This is a genomic window from Pseudomonas sp. YQ_5, from assembly GCF_043103305.1.
Lineage (GTDB): Bacteria > Pseudomonadota > Gammaproteobacteria > Pseudomonadales > Pseudomonadaceae > Aquipseudomonas > Aquipseudomonas putida_Y.
On sequence record NZ_JBICJS010000037.1, the window covers coordinates 1 to 15681 of the forward strand.

13 protein-coding genes are annotated in these 15681 nt (G+C 63.5%); 6 read left to right on the forward strand and 7 right to left on the reverse strand.

What is annotated here, in order from left to right:
• Positions 1-155: 155 nt before the first annotated feature.
• The 6 genes from ACF8EA_RS06345 (at position 156) to ACF8EA_RS06370 (ending at position 8515) form a co-directional block, all read left to right on the forward strand.
• A complete protein-coding gene (locus ACF8EA_RS06345; RefSeq protein ID WP_010951704.1) occupies positions 156-674 on the forward strand; it encodes an RNA polymerase sigma factor in 519 nt (172 codons plus the stop codon).
• The gene (locus ACF8EA_RS06350; RefSeq protein ID WP_021782675.1) at positions 671-1627 is read left to right on the forward strand and encodes a FecR domain-containing protein; all 957 of its coding nucleotides are present in this window, start codon (positions 671-673) and stop codon (positions 1625-1627) included. The genes ACF8EA_RS06345 and ACF8EA_RS06350 overlap by 4 nt, the downstream gene beginning before the upstream one ends.
• Before the next feature lie 251 nt (positions 1628-1878).
• Positions 1879-4311, forward strand: a complete 2433-nt coding sequence (locus tag ACF8EA_RS06355) for a TonB-dependent siderophore receptor (protein WP_392521313.1) — start codon at positions 1879-1881, stop codon at positions 4309-4311.
• Between the two features lie 56 nt (positions 4312-4367).
• Positions 4368-5480 (forward strand): PepSY-associated TM helix domain-containing protein, encoded by a 1113-nt coding sequence (locus ACF8EA_RS06360; RefSeq protein ID WP_392521314.1) that lies wholly within the window; start codon positions 4368-4370, stop codon positions 5478-5480.
• Positions 5477-5662 (forward strand): hypothetical protein, encoded by a 186-nt coding sequence (locus ACF8EA_RS06365; protein WP_392521315.1) that lies wholly within the window; start codon positions 5477-5479, stop codon positions 5660-5662. The genes ACF8EA_RS06360 and ACF8EA_RS06365 overlap by 4 nt, the downstream gene beginning before the upstream one ends.
• Before the next feature lie 66 nt (positions 5663-5728).
• Positions 5729-8515, forward strand: a complete 2787-nt coding sequence (locus ACF8EA_RS06370) for a dermonecrotic toxin domain-containing protein (protein WP_392521316.1) — start codon at positions 5729-5731, stop codon at positions 8513-8515.
• A gap of 17 nt (positions 8516-8532) precedes the next feature.
• Here ACF8EA_RS06370 and ACF8EA_RS06375 read toward each other — a convergent pair whose 3' ends face one another.
• Genes ACF8EA_RS06375 through waaF form a run of 7 tightly spaced genes read right to left on the reverse strand, consistent with a single transcriptional unit; the run spans position 8533 to position 15493 of the window.
• Positions 8533-9975, reverse strand: coding sequence for a lipopolysaccharide kinase InaA family protein (locus ACF8EA_RS06375; protein ID WP_084850411.1), 1443 nt, complete (start codon positions 9973-9975; stop codon positions 8533-8535).
• The gene (locus ACF8EA_RS06380) at positions 9975-10727 is read right to left on the reverse strand and encodes a lipopolysaccharide kinase InaA family protein (protein WP_028697305.1); all 753 of its coding nucleotides are present in this window, start codon (positions 10725-10727) and stop codon (positions 9975-9977) included. Before ACF8EA_RS06380 ends, ACF8EA_RS06375 begins: the two co-directional genes overlap by 1 nt.
• The gene (locus ACF8EA_RS06385) at positions 10724-11458 is read right to left on the reverse strand and encodes a lipopolysaccharide kinase InaA family protein (RefSeq protein WP_021782669.1); all 735 of its coding nucleotides are present in this window, start codon (positions 11456-11458) and stop codon (positions 10724-10726) included. The genes ACF8EA_RS06380 and ACF8EA_RS06385 overlap by 4 nt, the downstream gene beginning before the upstream one ends.
• Complete coding sequence (gene rfaP / locus ACF8EA_RS06390) at positions 11458-12264, reverse strand: lipopolysaccharide core heptose(I) kinase RfaP (RefSeq protein ID WP_135192447.1); 807 nt, start codon at positions 12262-12264, stop codon at positions 11458-11460. Before rfaP ends, ACF8EA_RS06385 begins: the two co-directional genes overlap by 1 nt.
• Positions 12261-13385 carry a glycosyltransferase family 4 protein gene (locus tag ACF8EA_RS06395; RefSeq protein WP_135192446.1) on the reverse strand — a complete coding sequence of 375 codons (1125 nt, stop codon included), beginning with the start codon at positions 13383-13385 and terminating at the stop codon, positions 12261-12263. The genes rfaP and ACF8EA_RS06395 overlap by 4 nt, the downstream gene beginning before the upstream one ends.
• Entirely contained in the window at positions 13385-14443 is a 1059-nt protein-coding gene (gene waaC / locus ACF8EA_RS06400; RefSeq protein WP_392521317.1) for a lipopolysaccharide heptosyltransferase I, read from the reverse strand. The genes ACF8EA_RS06395 and waaC overlap by 1 nt, the downstream gene beginning before the upstream one ends.
• Positions 14444-15493, reverse strand: a complete 1050-nt coding sequence (gene waaF / locus ACF8EA_RS06405; RefSeq protein WP_392521318.1) for a lipopolysaccharide heptosyltransferase II — start codon at positions 15491-15493, stop codon at positions 14444-14446.
• Positions 15494-15681: the final 188 nt, after the last annotated feature.

The window sequence follows — 15681 nt, forward strand, 5'->3', positions numbered from 1 at the left end:
CCGCGCGGGCGGCGCTGGATCTCACCGGCGCCACACAACTCAAACCAAGCCCCATGATGGCAATCCGATAAGCGTCCATTGCACCACCCTCTCCCCTCTGCCACAATCGCGAATAATTATCGTTAGTTAATGCATTCGTTCCGGGGGGACGCTGCTTGTCTTCTGCACAGAGCCCACACGCCGATCTGGTCGGTGCGCTGTACCGCGACCACCGCGGCTGGCTGCTCGCCTGGCTGCAACGCAGCATGGCCTGCCGCCAACGTGCTGAAGACCTGAGCCAGGACACCTTCGTGCGCCTGCTCGGTCGTGAGCAACTGGACACACCCCGCGAACCCCGCGCGTTTCTGGCCGCCGTGGCCAAAGGGCTGATGTTCGACCACTTCCGCCGCGCCGCGCTGGAACAAGCCTACCTGGCCGAGCTGGCATTGATCCCTGAAGCCGAACAGCCCTCGCCAGAAATGCAGCACCTGATCCTTGAAGACCTCAAAGCCATCGACCGCCTGCTCGGCAAGCTGTCGAGCAAGGCTCGCGCGGCGTTTCTGCACAGCCGTCTGGACGGCATGGGCCATGCCGAGATTGCCGAGCGCCTTGGCGTTTCGGTATCACGGGTGCGCCAGTACATCGCCCAAGGCATGCGCCAGTGCTACGTAGCCCTGTACGGGGAGCCGACGTGAGCAACGTCCCGGTTTCGTCTCGGGTTCTGGAAGCCGCGATTGCCTGGAAACTCAGCCTCGGCGACAGCAGCGGCACGCCTGATGAACGCAATGAATTCATGCGCTGGCATGCCGCCAGCGAAGAGCACGCGCGTGCCTGGCGCCAGCTCGGCGCCATGGAACAGCGCGTTAGCGCGGCGGCTGGCCCGGCACGCCAGGCGCTGCTGCAATCGCGCGCCAGCCTGCGGCGGCGCATTGGCAAGGTTGGCGGCGGGCTGGCCGGCACGTTTCTGCTCGGGGCGCTGCTGGCATGGGTCGGCGCGCCGTCGCTGGCACCCAGCTACTGGCTGGCCGACCAGCGCACCGCCACGGGTGAATTGCGTACCTTGCGCCTGGAAGACGGCACACTGCTCAGCCTGAACACCCACACCGCCGTGGACATCGACTATGCCGGCGCACAACGGGTGATCGTGCTGCACCAGGGCGAAATCTCGGTCGAAACCGGCCACCAGGACCCACGCCCGCTGCTGGTCCGCACTGAAGACGGTCGCTTGCGGCCACTGGGCACGCGCTTCCTGGTGCGCCGCGAAGTCGGCGGTACGCGCCTGGAAGTGCTGCAAGCCTCGGTCGCCGCCATGCCGCATGACAGCGGCGACGAACAGGTGCTGCACGAAGGCCAGCAAGTGTTGATGAACGCCAACGGCCTCGGCCAGGTTGGCACGGTGCCCGCCGGTGCCGGTGCCTGGACCCGCGGCATGCTGGTGGTCGACAACGTACGCCTGGCCGACCTGCTCGCCACATTGGGCCAGTACCGCAGCGGCTACCTCGGGGTGGATGCCAAGGTCGCCGACCTGCGCGTCACCGGTAGCTTCCCGCTGACCAACACCGACCTGGCGCTCGCCTCGCTGGTGCCGGCGTTGCCGGTGAAGATTGAGCGGCATACCCAGTGGTGGGTGAACGTCACTTCCAAATAAGCCGGGCCTGCTGGCCAATCTCCACCAGCCGTTCACCGCTGCCGCCGCCACCGTATTCGCGGGTAAACCCGCTCCTGCGCGGTGGTGGACACACATCGGGGTGGTCGTAGGAGCGGGTTCACCCGCGAAGTGGGCGGTGCTGGCAAAAGCTCTTTTAAATAATTCTCAATATTTTTCAGATTCACCCTGTCACTTTTCAGATCTCGCTCGGCAAGGAAGCAGCAAGCACTTACCCGTCGAGGAACCGCCGCATGTCCCGTGCCGTTGATCATATCCTGCGCCCCAGCCTGGTGGCCCTGGCCATCGGCCTGGCTGCCCCGCTGACCAGCCCTGCCTTGTTCGCCGCCGAGCAATCCACGTCGCGCGCCTACAATCTGCCAAGCGCGCCACTGGCCACCACTCTCAACCAGATCGCCAGCCAGGCCAGCATTGCCTTGGCCATCGACCCGGCACTGGTCAGCGGCCGTACCTCGGCCCCGGTCAGCGGCCAATACGACGGCCTGGGCGCCCTGCAAGCCGCCCTGAGCGGTACCGGCCTGCAGTTGCAGCAAAGCAGTGCGGGCAGCTACAGCCTGGTGGCCGTGCCGGATGGCACCCTGGCCTTGCCGGAAACCACAGTCAATGCCACCAGCGCCAGCGAAAGCGCCTGGGGCCCGGTTGAAGGCTACGTGGCTTCACGCACCGCTGCTGGCACCAAGACTGACACGGCACTTGTGGAAGTCCCCCGCTCCATCTCTGTCGCCACCCGCGAGCAAATGAAAGACCGCGGTGTACACAGCCTGGATGATGCAGTGCGTTACATGCCAGGTATCGTCTCCGCCAGCTTCGGCAGCGATACGCGCTATGACTGGATGCGCGTGCGCGGCTTCGAGCCAACGCAGTTCCTGGATGGGCTGCCGCTGCCACGCGGCGTGTATGCCAACCCGAAAGCCGAAACCTGGAACCTCGACCGCCTCGCCCTGCTGCGCGGCCCGGCCTCTTCGATCTACGGCCAGACCCCACCTGGTGGCCTGCTGGACATGGTCAGCCGCCGTCCGCAAGCCGAAAGCGCTCACGAAATCGAGCTTCAATACGGCAGCGACAACCATCGCCAGATAAACTTCGCCAGCACCGGCAAGATCGACGATGAAGGTCGCTTTCTCTATGGCGTCAGCGGCGTTATCCGTGACAGTGGCACCCAGATTGACCACATCGACAACAAGCGCTACAACATCGCCCCAAGCCTGACCTGGAACATTGACGAAGACACGACGCTGACCTTCCTCACCCAGTTCACCCGTGACGATACCGGTGCCACCAGCCAGTTCCGGCCCATCCAGGGCACCAAGATCGACATGCCATTCGGCAAGATCTCACACCACAAGAACCTGGGTGACCCGGATTACGAGTTCTACGACCGCACGTACTACGCGCTGGGTTACGCCTTCGAACACCGCATCAATGACGTCTGGCAGTTCCGCCAGAACCTGCGCTACACCAAGTCGGACCTGTCGTTCCAGACCATCACCCCTGGCAGTTACAACAAGAGCTCGCCGCCGGTGCAGGACGATGGCACTGTCAGCCGCATGTCCACCAACACTGATGAAGACATCAGCCAGTTTGCGGTGGACAACAACTTCCAGGCGGACTTCGCTACCGGGGACATCGACCACACGCTGTTGATCGGCCTGGACCACCAGCGCATCAACACCAACTACCTGTCGATCTTCGACTTCAACGTGCCGGACAGCAACGTCAACAACCCGGTCTACGGACTGCCGATCACTCGCCCGGATCGCTCGACCGCGTTTTATGACTACAACCAGAAAACCCGTCAGACCGGCCTGTACGTGCAGGACCAGATGGCGCTTGGTAACTGGCGCCTGACCCTGGGCGGTCGTGAAGACTGGGTGCATACCGGCACCAAGTTCTTCAACCAGGGCGATGCCACCAATACCCAGCGGGACAAAAAGTTCAGCGGCAACGCAGCCATCAGCTACGTGTTCGACTCGGGCTTCGTGCCGTACCTGTCCTATGCCGAGTCTTTCCAGCCGTCCAGCAATGCCAGTGTGTCAGCCTCGGACTCGTTCAAGCCCACCGAAGGCAAACAGTGGGAGCTGGGCGTGAAGTATCAGCCGCCGGGGTCCAACACCCTGTTGTCGGCAGCCGTGTACAACCTGACTCAGAAAAACGTCTCGGTCACCAACACGGTCGGTGGTGTGACCATCACCAGCCAGACCGGTGAAGTGAAAGTTCGCGGCCTTGAGCTGGAAGCGGTTTCCGATGTGACCGACAACCTGAAGGTGATTGCCGCCTACACCCTGGCCAAGTCCGAGGTGCAGGATGGCGATTTCAAAGGTAACCGCCTGCAACTGATGCCTAACCAGCAAGCGTCCATCTGGGGCGACTATACCTGGCACTCGGGCGTGCTCGACGGCTTCGGCATCGGCCTGGGCGCGCGTTATACCGGCAATACCTACGGCGACCAAGGCAATACCTACCTGGGCAAGGCCAAGGCCTACACCGTCTTCGACGGGTCGGTGCATTACGACCTCGGTCGCCTGAACGGCAACCTGAAGGGCGCGTCGGTAGCGGTCACCGCCACCAACCTGCTGAACAAGGATTACCTCTCTACTTGTGACGCGTACTACTGCTACTACGGCGATGAGCGCAGCGTTGTCGCCAGCGCCACTTACAAGTTCTGAGTGAGCTGGGGCCGCCTTGCGGCCCCGGGTTCCAACCGACAACAATCGGTACCGTGATGAAAAGCCCCACCATCCGCCGCTGGTCCTTGATCCACACCTGGAGCAGCCTGGTCTGTACCCTGTTCCTGCTGTTGCTGGCAGTCACCGGCCTGCCGCTGATCTTCCACCACGAACTCGAACACCTGCTAGGTGACGCCCCCGAACTGCGTGAAATGCCGGCAGGCACCCCGCACCTCGACCTGCAGCAACTGGTGCTCAAGGCCGAACAACATCGCCCCGGCGAGGTCATGCAGTACGTCGGCTACGATGAAGACGAGCCCAACGGCGTGGTCGCCATTACCGCCGCCACCGCCGGCACCGACCCCAACCTGTCGCACACCTTCATGCTCGATGCTCGCACCGGCGAGGCGGTGGCCATGCCGGCCGCCAACGGCGGTTTCATGATGATGATGCTGCGCCTGCATGTGGACATGTTCGCAGGACTGCCGGGCAAGCTGCTGCTGGCCTTAATGGGCGTATTGTTCATTGTCGCCATCGTTTCCGGCACCGTGCTCTATGCGCCATTCATGCGCCGCCTGGAGTTCGGCACCGTACGCCACAAAAAATCCCGCCGCCTGCGCTGGCTCGACCTGCACAACCTGATCGGCGTGGTCACCCTGGCCTGGGCATTGACGGTGAGCGTGACCGGGGTAATCAGCGCCCTGTCCGACCTGGTCATCGCGGCCTGGCGCAACGACAGCCTGGCTGCGATGGTTGCCCCCTACCGCGACGCCCCGCCGCTCGTCGAGCGCGCCCCAGCCACTCGCCTGCTGGACATTTCCGAACAGGCCGCGCCGGGCATGCGCCCGGACTTCATCGCGTTTCCTGGCACGCGTTTCTCCAGCGAGCACCACTATGCGGTGTTCATGAACGGTGCCACCCACCTGAGTTCGCACCTGTTCACGCCGGTACTGATCGATGCTCGCACCCTTGCAGTGACTGCGGTAGGCGACCGTCCCTGGTACATGGATGCCATGGGCCTGTCGCAGCCACTGCATTTCGGCGATTACGGCGGGCGACCGATGCAGATCCTCTGGGCGTTACTGGACGTGCTGACAATCATCGTGCTCGGTAGCGGCCTCTACCTGTGGTGGGGCAAGCTGCGCAAACCCAGGGAGGCGCGCGCATGAGCCACAGGTCGCAAGCCACTGCACGCCTCTTCGCCTGGCCAGGGTTGATTGCCCTGCTTGGCTTCCTGGGCCTGTTCGCTGCGCTGCTCGGCGACGGAGGCTGGGACGTTCTGGCATGGGCCGGCCTGGGCCTGCCGGCCCTGCTGAGCCTGCGCGGGCTGCTCTGGCGTCGGGGGCGCTAGCCCGCTACCACCACGCAACCGCAGCTATTGCCAAGCATGGGGTTTCCTCAACCAAGGATCCGCCCCATGCGCCCCCTCGAACAACTGGAACAGATCGACCGACAGATCGGTGACCTGCTCGACGGCCTCCCGACCCTCGACCTTCAACACCCCATCAACCCCGACACGCGCACCTGGCTGCACGGCGAACTGGCCAGCTTCTGGACCACGGCCGATGAGCAAGGCGAAACCCCCAGACAAAAACTGCTGGCACTGCGCAAGGCGCTGATGCTGGCCGAGGTTGAGTTGCGCCTGGGCGACCAGACCTTGGCCAACGGGTCGGCCGAGCTACTGCGGGCCTGCCTGGAACAACCGCTACCCTCGCAGCGCAGGCATCTTCCACTGGCCAGCAGGCCACAGGTGTATCGCGTGCTGCTGGAAGGCATAAGGCCCAACTGGCGCAGCTACCTGCCAGGCACACTGATCATCGTTGCCGGTACCACCGAAGGCCCTATGCTCACGCCTCAGGATGCCGCAGGCGCTGCCTTGCTGTGCAGCCTGTCACAAGGCATCGAGGCCTTCGACTCCCTTGCCGCACTGCACCTGGAGCTTTGCGAGCGTCTGGAAGACCCACTCCAGAGCAGACCGCTGCTGCATCTGTACACTGACACGCAGGCGGTCCGCGCTCGCCGGTCGCAGCGCCTGCGCTATGACTGGTACGCCGACAGCCTGCTGGAGGCCCAGATCGACAGCGTGATAGAAGCCCAACGCCAACGCCTGAGTGACACCGGCTTGTGGAGCAACGACTCACCCGACCAGCACACCCGAATACATAAAGCCCTGGCGCTATGGCACGAAGTCGGCGCCAAACCCACCCTGCAAACACGCTACTCCCAATTGCTTGAGAAGAACCTGCCCAACTGGCTGCGCAATACACCTGCGCAAGGCCTGAGCCATATGATGCAGGCAATGCAAACGCTGGTAGCAATCGCCGAGCAGGCTGCTGCCCCGGGAGTGCTGAGCCTTAACGACTTCAAACAACGCAATAGCCTGCTGGCCTGGGCCAACGCACGCCTTCGCGAGCGCCTGAGCCATGACCTGGGGTACGACACAGATCCTCGCGAGATCAAAATCATCATCGTGCGCGCCCGCCGCACGGGCGCCATCATGCATCCCTTCGCCCTCTCGTCCTATGTCACCTATGTAGGCATGCGACGCGTGGGCCACGAGATGGTGGAAATGGTCGAGGAAATCAACACCCTCGAAGAGATCGCCCTCAAGAACTTGCCGTGGTTCGACACCGACTACTGGCTGACTGCCCGGGTGATCCACGCCCACGGTAAAGCCATGCCCGCCGGGCTCACGCCGCAGTATGTCAAGCACATGGTCCGGGAACTGAACGTGGGTGACAGCTACGCAAAATACCTGCACACCCAACTGATCAGTTCCAGAGCGGGCAAATGGCGCCTGACTGCGCACAGCAAGGTCAACCGTGCACGCATGCACGCTGAAGCAGTCAAGGCGCGCTACGCCGGACACTTTGGCGAAGACCCTTTCGAACATGGTTACAACTGGGTGCGCGCAGTGCTGGACCAACCACACAATGCCTTGCGTGCGCCGGTAGCAGGCTACCCGGTCACTGTTCGGCAGTTGAACATCATGGGTCATACCTTGCAGGGCGTGCTGCTGCTCAACAGCCTCCCCTACAAGTCTCCGGCATGCGTGCTGTACACCCCGGATGCCCCGGACCGCAGGGCCTGGCGCCGGTTTCGCACGACCCGCGAACTGCTTCGCACATTGCGCCAGCAGCCCAAGTTGAAAGCATACGTGGCCCAACGCCTGCCATTGCTGCCTGCTGCTACGGTGCAGCGGCTACTGGACAAGGGACGCATGAGCACACATCTGAAAACGCCCGAGGTCAAAGACGACCTTTTCTTCGTCTACTACATGGCCGAGGTTCGGGCGCTGATCGCCCAGGCCGATGCCGACAGCATGACAACCAAGGAGGTGAACGCGGAATCGGTGATGGCGTTGAGCTGGCGCTTGCTGGACTTCATCAGCCTGCTGCTGCCCAACCGCGCGCTGCTGGTGCTGTCGATCAGCCGCATGGCAATCGATATCTGGGACGGCGCCGAGGCCTTCAAGCAAGAGGATGTCGAAGGGGTGATGCGGCATGCCTATCAGGCGCTTAGCCACCTCAACGATGCGGGTACCAGTTTTCTGGGTTCCAGAGTGCTACGCCGATCCCTGCGCGGGATCCCCAAACCACCGCCACTGCCGCTGCCCGCACGCCTCCAGGTACAACCGGGCAGCAGCAGCCTGCGCTATCGCATTGACGGTATCTACGGTGAAGGTGTCTACGAGCAAAGCTCGGCATTTGGTGGGCAATCGCTGTACTTCGTCAAGGACAACGACAACCGCTATTACCGGGTCAGCTTCGACGGCTACCGCTGGCGGGCCATCGACCCTGACCAGCCAGATGCCTATCTGCAGCAACCGCTCAGGCGCAAAGCCGACGGGCAGTGGGTGATCGACTCACCGGTGCTCTGGTACGACGGGTTGCCCGACCTGAAGCAATTACTGCAGGACTGCTATCTACAACCGCCTGCAGCCGGCCTACCGGTAAACATTGAACAAGGGCTTTTTCAGGCTGACGATGAGCTGTACCTGGCGCTCAAGGACGGGCAGTTGCCTGTGCGCCGCCACTTGCTGCCGGATCATTACCACTTGCAGATTGCCGTTGCCAGCAACGCCGGCGTGGTGCCGTGGGCGGTGCTGCGCCACGAAAACGGCCAGTGGCTGATACGCGTTCGCCAGGCAGGGCGCAGCAGTGACTGGCTGACATTGCCAGATCAACCACCGCCGGCCCACTGACAGCGGAGCCGGCGGCCTCAGTCGACCAGTTTTGGCAACAGCCGGTCCAGCCGCTGATGCAAGGCACTGCCATTGGGCCAGTTGCGCAGCAGCCGTGCCCGGTCACGGGCATAGGCCGGGGCGAAGCTAAGCTGGGTGGCGTGCTGGCACATGGCATCAAGGTCAATCAGCGACCACTGGCCGTTGTGCCAGAACAGGTTATGGCCTTTGAAGTCGCCGTGGCTGATGCGCTCGCGAATCAGCTGCTGCATCACGTGCACCAAAGCATCCACCTGCTCCTCGGGCGCATCGCCGCTTTCGACGTAGGGCGCGAAGCATGCCGTCAGGTCCGGGCCGTCGACATACTCGGTGACCAGGTAGGCACGGCTGCGCAGGCCCAGCACCCGCTGTTCCAGCACCGCGAGGGGGCGTGGCGTGGCGATGTCGAGGAACTCCAGGCGGTGGCCTTCAATCCAGGAATGCCAGGCCCGGCTCGGGCGCCAGAAGCGCTTGAACCAATGCGCGGTGTTCTTGATGTTGTAGCGCTTGATCACCAGCTGGCGACCATTGACCCCGATGCGCGCCACGCTGGCAGCGCCACCGGTCTTGTACAAATGGCCCTTGTCGATCAGCGCATCGGCCTGCTCCAGTACAGGCTGCATGGCCTGGACCTCACTGCGGCGGATCGCCTGCAAGCCCGAGAGGGTGCGCTGGACGCTGAACAGGCTGCACTCGCGGCCAGCCTTGTCCAGATAGTCCTTCTGCCGCCAGTTGCGCACCTTGTCCACCTGTTTCTGCAGCGCTTCCAGCGGCAACGCATGCTCGGCATTGGCCAACAGGTAATGCACCAGCAGCTCTTCGATGAACGGCTCCAGGCGCTTGGGCAACTGGGCGAAGAATACCCCGAGGTTTTCCAGCACGCGTGGACGCGACAACTGCTGACCGGGTGTTTCCGCCCTTATGCCCGCACCATCGATCAGATACAGCTTGCCGGCATGGCGCAGCAGGTTGTCCAGGTGCAGGTCTTCCTGCCAAAGGCCTTGGGCGTGCATGTGCGCCACAGCCGTGAGCGCTTCGCCCAGTACCAGGTGCTGCTCGTCCGCCAACACTGGCAGGTTTTCCACTGCGGCCCAGGCATCGGCCAGGCTTTGGGCACCGTCAAGGAACTCGAACAGCAGCCAGCCGCCCTCGCCTTCCTTGAGGCCGTCGGCCAGTAGCTTCGGCGTGGTCAGGCCTTGTTCGGCCAGCAATTTCACACCCTGCAGTTCGCGCTGGAAATGCCGTGCGGCGTTACCACCGACCAGCAACTTCGCCAGCACCGGTGTACCACGCCAGACACCAGCGCCCACATAACGCTGGCCCGGCAACACGCGCAGCAGGCTGAGCAATTGCAAGTCGGCGCTGCCGGCGGCATCAACCAACGTGATGCTCAGGGGCAGCGATGGGCTGCGCCCGGCATCCTTCAATTCAGACAAACGCATCAGCGGGCCTCTTTTTCACGACGGCGTTGCGTCAACCGTTGCAGCCAGGTATCGACCAGCGCGCCGTCGGCGGGCTGCCCCAGGTAGGTAGCCAGCAAAGTACGTACATCCTGCACGCTCCACGCCTGGGCGCGGCGCAGCAGTGGCTCCAGGTCCTTGAGACGGTCACGCATGCCGAGCAACAGGGGACGGGTCTTTTCCAGGTCGATCAGTTGCGCATCCCAGCCGTCGCGCCGTTGGCGCAAGAAAATGTGCTTGGGGTAGAAGCAGCCATGCACCTGCCCGGCACTGTGCAGGGTACGCGCCAGCTGGCCGCAGGCCTGCAGGATGCCGGTGCGCTCGGCCTCACCCAACCGCGACCATTGCGCCAGCAGGCTTTCGAGGTCGGCCCATTCGTCCAGAGCGCGGGTCATCAGGATGGCCCGGTGCTTGCCACCCTGCTTGCGCTCGCCGTAGAACACCGCCTGCAATGCCGGAATGCGCAGCTTCTGGTAGCGACTGATGTTGCGGAATTCGCGGGCGAAGGTGGGCTCGCCGAACGGCCGGTGCAAGGTCCGGGTCAGGTAGTCGCTCTGGCGCTTGAGGTAGTAGCCCTTGCCTTCGAGTTCCAGACGGAAGACGCTGCTCCAGCCACCGCGACCGGTGTTGGGTTCGTCCACTGCATCAAGTTGCAGCGCCCACAGCGCCTCGAAATCGTCCAGGCCATGGCGCTTGAGCAGCGCGAGGTCCGCGCTGGCCAGGTAATCGGTCATTCCCTTCCCTCGAAAAAGCCCAGTACCCGACGAATGCGCTTCTTGTCACGCACATTCAGCCGGTCACGGCCACGGTATTGCAGGTAGAAGCGCAGGCGCTGGGTAGCTGACAGGTGGTATTTGGCCACTTTGTCCAGGCATGCCAGGTCTTTGATCATCCGGTGGCGCCACATGAATCCGCGCCAGAAGTCACCGGTGGGGCAGTCGATGAAGAATAGCGTGCCCTGGTCATCGACCAGCAGGTTGCGCCACTTCAAATCGTTATGGGCGAAGCGGTGCTCGTGCATGACCCGGGTATGGCGCGCCAGTTGACGGCTGATATGGTCGACCCAGGTGCGGTCGGCCAAGCGCGGATCGTTTTGTTCGGCCAGGGCCGACAGGTCTTCGGTGCGCGGCAGTTCACGGGTGATCATCGCGCCACGGCCAAAGGCCAGGCCGTTGCGCTCCAGGCCCCAGGCCACGACTTCGGCGGTGGGGATACCCCATTTGGCGAACTGCTTGAGGTTTTGCCATTCGGCCTTGATGCGTGGCCGCCCCAGATACCGTCGCATGTGCTTGCCGGCCCCGGTGTAGCGCTTGACGTAGTAGTTGATCCCGTCACGTTCGATGCGTACCACCTCACTGAGCGGGTCGCGGGTCAGGCGTTCGCCCTGGAGGGCAAATACCGCATCAAGGCTGCCGAAGTCCGCCGCCAGGTGTTCGTACCCCGGCGCCAGTGTCCAACTCGCCATCAGAGTGCATCCCCATAGCGTTGCTTGCGATCGTAGAGTTTCTGTGCCTTGCGCTCCAGCCAGGCGAGCAGCGCGGCTTCGTCCTTCAGTACCTGCCGCAGCGGACGCTGGAAGTAACCGCGCAGGAAGCGCAGCTTGTCGCGCTGAGTCAGGCCGATGTCCAGGGCCGAAAAGTACAGCGCAGCCAGGTCCTTGTCGCGCCAGCGGCGGCTGATTCTGGCACGGGTTTGCGCGCGGTGCAGGTCGATCACCGACAGCTTGAAGTCATCCGCCGTCACCGGTCGGTCGGTGTGCAGCAGGAAATGGCAGATGTAGCAATCGCGGTGGTTGACCCCGGCGCGGTGCATGCCGCCGGTCATCTTCGCCACCTCGGCGATAAGTGCACGCTTAAGACGCGGCTCGGGCGGCTGCTTGACCCAGTCGATACTGAAGTCTTCCAGGCTGATGGTCGGCGCCAGTTCTTCAGTGATGATGAATGAGTGCTGCGTGGCCGGGTTGCTGCCACGCTCGCCGTAGGCGACTGCGGTCATGGTCGGCACACCCACCTCGTGCAGGCGCTGGATCGCCCGCCATTCCTGGCCGGCACCGAGCACCGGCAGCTTGGCGGTGAGCAGGTTCTTGAAGATCTCGCCCCAGCCGATGCCACGGTGGATCTTGACGAAAAAGCCCTCGCCAGCCACTTCGGTGCGCAGTGTGCGGCGCCCTTCCAGCTCGCGATAGACCTCGCCTTGCAACGCCTCCACGGCGTCGAAGGCATCACGCCCGGCCCACAGGCGTTTGAAGGGTTCGGCCAATATCAGCTTCATGCGGTTCTTTGCCCCAGGATCACGTCGGCAGCATGCTGCGGCATGCTGTACAGATCGGCGCTATCGGCAAATGCCAGGCCATTGCGCGACCAGCTGGCGCGGGCCTGCGGGTCTTCGAGCATGCGCTGCAGGTAGCCGTTGAGCTGCTCTTGCTCGAACGGCTCGTCCAGCACCAGGCCGCTGTCGGCCTCGGCAATGTAGTGGGCATAACCGCACACCTTGGACACCAGCACCGGCAAGCCGGCGACCAACGCTTCGAGCAGCACCGTACCGGTATTCTCGTTGTAAGCCGGGTGAATCAGCAGGTCGGCGCCCAACAGGAAGCGCGGGATATCGCTGCGGCCCTTGAGGAACTGCACCTGGTCGCCCAGGCCGAGGGTAGCGCTTTGCAGCTGGAATACCTTGGGGTCGTCCTGGCCGATCACCATCAGCCTGGTGCGTTTGCGCAAGGCTGACGGCAGCGCGGCCAGTGCCTTGAGGCTGCGGTCCACGCCTTTGGTCTTGAAGCCTGAGCCAATCTGCACCAGCAGCAGGTCGTCATCCCCCAGGTTGAATTCCTTGCGGAACTCGGCGCGGATCTCGGCGGCATTGGCCGGCGCACGGCGATCCTGGGAAATGCCTGGCGGCAGCAGGTGGAAGCGTTCTACCGGGGTGCCGTAATGCTTGATGAACAGCGGCTGCTGCACTTCGGAAATCATCAGCACTTCGGTATGGGCGTCCTTGGCGAACACCGCACGCTCGTACTCGGCAAAGTGCCGGTAGCGGCCCCAGCGACGGTACAAGCCACCGCGCAGGGTCTGCGCCTTGTCTTCGAAGCAGCCGTCGGCGGCGTAGTACACGTCCAGCCCCGGCATCTTGTTGAAGCCGATCAGGCGGTCGACCGGGCGCTTGGCCAGGTCGGCGGCCATCCAGGCGCTGAGCTTCTCGTTGCGGCGGTGATTGAAGATCGCCTTCACCGGCGCCACCAGCACTTCGAAACCCGGTGGAATATCACCCTCCCAGATCAGCGTGTACACGCGGATCTGGTGGCCCCGCTTCTGGCATTCCAGGGCAATGCGCATGAAATCGCGCTGCAGCCCGCCGAAGGGGAAATATTTGTAAAGCACGAAAGCCAGTTGCATCAACGGACATCCTCAGCCAGCAGCAACGCGCTCAAGCGGCTCGCCACATGCTCGGGATTCAAGCGAGTGAAGCACAGCGGCCACTCGCGTTTCAGATCGAACCGGGCCAGGTCATCGGCGCTCGGTTTGTAGGTGCACTTCTTCTGCAGGCAGGGAGCGCAAGGCCAGTCACTGGCCTGGTGAATCTGGGTCCGTCCGTAGGCGCCGGTCAGGCCCGGGTTGGTAGGGCCAAACAGCGAAAGAGTAGGCACATCGAGTGCCGCCGCCAGGTGGCCAAGGCCGGTGTCGACCGCAACGCAGGCCTTTGCCGCCGCCAGTACACGAGCGACGCCGGCAAGGTTCAATTTGGGGAGCACCTGGCAGTTGTTCAAGCCTTGGGCAATTCGCTCGGCCCGCGCCTTCTCGGCCGGATTACCCCAGGGCAGGCGCACTTCCAGCTTGCGCCGGCCCATGCGCTCGGCCAGTTCGCGCCAGTAGGCTTCGGGCCAATGCTTGGTCGCCCAGGTGGTGCCATGCAGGAACACCACATAGGGCGCAGCCGGCGGCAGTTGCAGGCGGTCGAGGTCCAGGCCGTAGTTGCCGATGCCTTCTGGCAGGTCATAGGCCAAGGCCATGGCAAACAGCTGGCGTACCCGCTCCACCGCGTGCTGGCCGGTAGCGACCGACAGAGGCCGGTCGTAGAAGCGGCTGGCCCAGCCTTCGCGCGCCGAGTAGCGGTCCAGGCCGGCTACGGGTGCCTTCACGTAACGGGTCAACCAGGCCGACTTGACCAGGCCCTGGGCGTCGATCACAAGGTCGTACTTGCGCTCGCGCACGCGCTGCTTGAACGCCTTCCACTCGCCACTCTTGATGGTTTTCCAGAGGTTCTTGCGCCAGCGACGGATCGCCACCGGGATGACCTGGTCGACCGCGGGGTGCCAACCGGGGATTTCGGCGAAGCCTTCTTCCACCACCCAATCGAAACGGATGCCGGGAATGGCATGGGCGGCATCGGTAAGCGCCGGCAGGGTGTGGATTACATCCCCCAGCGACGAGGTCTTGATGATCAGTACCCGCACTTAGTCGACCTCGGCCACGGTATCGATCAGGTCCGGTCCGCTGAGGCTGTGCAGGGCGGCGATCACTTTGCCCGGTTCCAGCAGACGCAGGCAATTGTAATGGCCGAAGCGACAGGTGCGGTCAAAGCACGGGCTGCACTCGATACCGGTGCGCACCACTTCCACCTGTTCGGCCAGCGGCGGGGTGAAGCCGGGTGAAGTCGAGCCGTACACCGCCACCAATGGACGGTTCAGCGCAGCGGCCACGTGCATCAGGCCGGAGTCGTTGGACACCACGGCATGGGCGCAGGACATCAGGTCGATGGCCTCGGCCAGCGAGGTCTCACCGGCCAGGTTGGACGACTCTTCACGGAGCCCCGGAATCAGCCGGTCGCGGATCTGCTCACCGACCGGATGATCGTTCTTCGAGCCAAACAGCCACACTTGCCAGCCTTGGCGAATCATCGCATCGGCCACAGCGGCATAGTGCTCTGCCGGCCAGCGCTTGGCTTCGCCAAACTCGGCGCCAGGGCACAGCGCCAGTACCGGACGGTCCAGTTCCAGGCCGAACTTGGCCAGGGCGGCGTCACGGCTTTGCGCTTCGATCTGCAGGTTGGGGCGCGGGTATGGCTGCGGCAGCTCGGTGTCGGGCGCGTAAGCCAGGGCCATGAAGCGCTCGATCATCAGCGGGTAGCGGGCCTTGTCCAGCTTGCGCACATCGTTCAGCAGGCCGAAGCGCATTTCACCACGCCAGCCGGTGCGTTTTGGAATGCCGGCAAAAAAGGGCACCAGCGCCGACTTGAGCGAGTTGGGCAGCAGGATGGCCTGGTCGTACTGGCCGGCCAGGGACTTGCCGATGCGCCGCCGCGTGGCCAGCTCCAGCGCGCCGTGGCCGAGCGGGAAGCTCAAGGCCTGGCGCACTTCAGGCATGCGCTCGAGGATCGGCCGGCTCCATTCAGGGGCCAGCACGTCGATCACGCAGTCGGGGTGCTGCTGTGTCAGGCACTGGAACAGGGTCTGCGCCATCACCATGTCGCCGACCCAGCTGGGGCCAATGATCAGTATTCTCATGCTTAGTCCAGAAACGCTCGGGGAGGCTACAGGCTGCGGTACAGCCTGGCCTCCCCTCTTTATATTCAGGCTATGTGGCGGACAGTGTACCACTCACATGGCCTATTCGCGGGCAAGCCCGCTGCCACAGGGATTGCACACTGCTCAGGGCCTGTGCAGTACCTGTGGGAGCGGGCTTGCCCGCGAAT